The organism is Rhizobacter sp. (assembly GCF_031412075.1).
Classification (GTDB): Bacteria; Pseudomonadota; Gammaproteobacteria; order Burkholderiales; family Burkholderiaceae_C; genus Rhizobacter.
In genome coordinates this window covers 1-3009 of the sequence record NZ_JANOCG010000608.1, presented here as the reverse complement: position 1 = coordinate 3009, position 3009 = coordinate 1, and the positions used below count along the sequence as shown (strand labels likewise).

4 protein-coding genes are annotated in these 3009 nt (G+C 64.9%); 1 reads left to right on the top strand and 3 read right to left on the bottom strand.

Going from position 1 to position 3009, the window contains the following annotated elements; all coding sequences use genetic code 11:
- The 3 genes from RMO40_RS22470 to RMO40_RS22460 all read right to left on the bottom strand — a co-directional run.
- The coding region (locus tag RMO40_RS22470; RefSeq protein WP_309725828.1) for an ATPase, T2SS/T4P/T4SS family at window positions 1-648 on the bottom strand (648 nt) is incomplete at its 3' end.
- A 19-nt stretch (window positions 649-667) separates the two neighbouring features.
- The gene (locus RMO40_RS22465) at window positions 668-1315 is read right to left on the bottom strand and encodes a cyclic nucleotide-binding domain-containing protein (RefSeq protein WP_309725827.1); all 648 of its coding nucleotides are present in this window, start codon (window positions 1313-1315) and stop codon (window positions 668-670) included.
- A 37-nt stretch (window positions 1316-1352) separates the two neighbouring features.
- On the bottom strand, window positions 1353-2396 hold the full coding sequence (locus RMO40_RS22460) for a PilT/PilU family type 4a pilus ATPase (RefSeq protein WP_309725826.1): 1044 nt from the start codon (window positions 2394-2396) through the stop codon (window positions 1353-1355).
- A gap of 69 nt (window positions 2397-2465) precedes the next feature.
- Between RMO40_RS22460 and RMO40_RS22455 the strand changes: the two genes are divergently transcribed.
- Window positions 2466-3009: YggS family pyridoxal phosphate-dependent enzyme (locus RMO40_RS22455; RefSeq protein ID WP_309725825.1), on the top strand; the 544-nt coding region annotated here is incomplete at its 3' end.

Here is a 3009-nt window from a genome sequence, read left to right as displayed (position 1 = left end):
CTCGCGGTCGCGAATTTCGCCCATCAGGATCACGTCAGGCGCCTGACGCAGCGTGTTCTTCAGCGCCTGGCCCCAACCTTCGGTGTCGAGCCCCACTTCGCGCTGCGTCACGATGCAGTTCTTGTGCGGGTGCACGAACTCGACCGGGTCTTCGATGGTGATGATGTGGCCGAACGAGTTTTCGTTGCGGAAGTCGACCATCGCCGCCAGCGAGGTGCTCTTGCCCGAGCCGGTGGCGCCCACGAAGATGACCAGGCCGCGCTTGGTCATGGTCACGTCTTTGAGCACCTGCGGCAGGTTCAGGCCGTCGAGGGTGGGCAGAGTCTGCGGGATCGTCCGCATCACCAGGCCCACATGGCCCTGCTGCACGTAGGCGTTGACGCGGAAGCGCCCGATGCCCTGTGGCGAGATTGCGAAGTTGCACTCCTTGGTGCGCTCGAACTCGGCGGCCTGCTTGTCGTTCATCACCGAGCGGGTGAGCGCCAGCGTGTGCTGGCTGGTCAGCGGCTGCGGCGACACCTTGGTCACCTTGCCGTCGACCTTGATCGCAGGCGGGAAGTCGGCCGTGAGGAACAAGTCGGAACCGTTGCGCGACACCATGAGGCGCAGCAGGTCGTTGACGAATTTGGATGCCTGGTCTCTTTCCATATGTCCTTCTTTCTGCGACCTAGTTGCTCGACAACAGAGCACTCAGGCGCGCACTGACCTGCCGCAAACGCAACGACAGGCGCCGCGACAGCGAGGCCAACAGGGCCAGGCCGAGCCGCGGCTCGTTCATGATCATCTCATCGAGGCGTTGTGCATCCACCACCGCCAGCGAGCACGCGGTGAGCGTGGTGCACGCCGAGAACCGCGCCCCTGCATCGAGCAGAGACATTTCGCCCAGCATATCGCCTGCCCGTGCCTCGGCCAAGCGCGCACGGCCGCCCCAGGGCTGAACGCGGTCGACCGCCAGCGTGCCCTCGAGCACGATCAGCATGTAGTCACCCTGCTCGTCTTGCCCGATCACTTCTTGGTTGACCGGCACGGTCACGAACTGCAGGTATTGGCTCATGCGCTGCAGCTCGGTGGGGCCCAGGGCGGCCACATGGCGGTCGGCGCCCCAGAGCTTGGCAAACATCGGCTCGGCGAGCCTGCGCTCGAGCGGCTGTGCACCCACTTCCTTGGCGCGGTTGACCCAGGTGGCCAGGGACTGAACCTCGTCGCCGCGCTCGGAGAACTGGGTGGAGAAAAAGCCCGAATCGGCCGGGTTGTCGCCGGCGCCGGAATCGGGCCCGCCCGCGCCACGCTTGAGTCGATCAAACAGTTTCTTCACGGCGTGGGCCCTCGCTCCGCGTTGGGGAAGGCTCGTGTCAGCCGGGGAAGTTTTCCGGGAACTTGGCCTTGGCCCGCGCCTCGGCCGGCGCGATGATGTTGCGACGCACCAGGTCCGAGAGGTTCTGGTCGAGCGTTTGCATGCCCATGGTGTTGCCCGTCTGGATCGACGAGTACATCTGCGCGATCTTGTTTTCGCGGATCAGGTTTCGGATGGCCGCCGTGCCCAGCATGATCTCGTGCGCCGCCACGCGGCCGCTGCCGTCTTTCAGCTTGCACAGGGTCTGCGAGATCACGCCGATCAACGACTCCGACAGCATCGAGCGCACCATTTCTTTTTCAGCCGCCGGAAACACGTCGACCACACGGTCGATGGTCTTGGCGGCCGAGCTGGTGTGCAGCGTGCCAAACACCAGGTGGCCGGTTTCCGCCGCGGTGAGCGCCAGACGGATGGTCTCCAGGTCGCGCATTTCGCCCACCAGGATGGCGTCCGGGTCTTCGCGCAAGGCCGAGCGCAGCGCGTTGGAGAAGCTCAGCGTGTGCGGGCCGACCTCGCGCTGGTTGATCAGGCACTTCTTGGACTCGTGCACGAACTCGATCGGGTCTTCGACCGTCAGCACGTGGCCGTATTCGTTTTCGTTGAGGTGGTTGACCATCGCGGCGAGCGTGGTCGACTTGCCCGAGCCGGTGGGCCCGGTGCACAACACCAGGCCGCGCGGCTTGAGCGCCAGCTCGGCAAACACCTTGGGCGTGTTGAGCTGCTCCAGCGTCAGGATCTTCGACGGAATGGTCCGGAACACGGCGCCCGCGCCGCGGTTCTGGTTGAAGGCGTTGACGCGAAAGCGCGCCAGGCCCTGGATCTCGAATGAGAAGTCGCACTCGAGCGTTTCTTCGTACGCCTTGCGCTGCGAGTCGTTCATGATGTCGTAGACCATCTCGTGCACTTGCTTGTGCTCGAGCGGGTCGACGTTGATGCGACGCACATCGCCGTGCACACGGATCATCGGCGGCAGGCCGGCGGACAAGTGCAAGTCAGACGCTTTGTTCTTGACCGAAAACGCCAGCAGTTGGGTGATGTCCATGTGTCTCTTCGTGGGGGTTGGGCCCGCATGCAGCGTGGCCAGGCGCCACTGATATAGGCTCGCGGGATTATGGCGACGATTGCAGCGAACATACAACAAGTGCGCGAGCGCATCGCCCATGCCTGTGCAGCAGCGCAACGGCCCGTGCAAAGCGTCACGTTGCTAAGCGTAAGCAAAACTTTCAGCCCCGACGCCGTGCGTGAAGCCTTTGCAGGCGGCGAGCGCTGCTTCGGCGAGAACTACGTGCAAGAAGGGGTCGACAAGATCGCTGCGCTCGCCGACCTGCGCACGCAGATCGAGTGGCACCTGATCGGCCCTTTGCAAAGCAACAAGACACGCGTGGTGGCCGAGCACTTCGACTGGGTGCACAGCGTGGAGCGCCTGAAGATCGCCGAGCGCTTGAACGAACAACGCCCTGCACACCTGCCGCCGCTGCAGGTCTGCCTGCAGGTCAACATCAGCGGCGAGGCCAGCAAGAGCGGCGTGGCGCCGGCCGAGGTGCTTGCGTTGGCGCGCGCGGTGGCGGCGTTGCCCAGGCTGCGATTGCGCGGGCTGATGGCGATCCCCGAGCCCGACTCCGGCGGCGCACCCCACCGCGCGCTGCGCGAGCTGC

Excerpts from the sequence above, each read along its gene's own strand:
- RMO40_RS22460 (WP_309725826.1), bottom strand. The coding sequence starts at position 2,396 with ATGGACATCACCCAACTGCTGGCGTTTTCGGTCAAGAACAAAGCGTCT.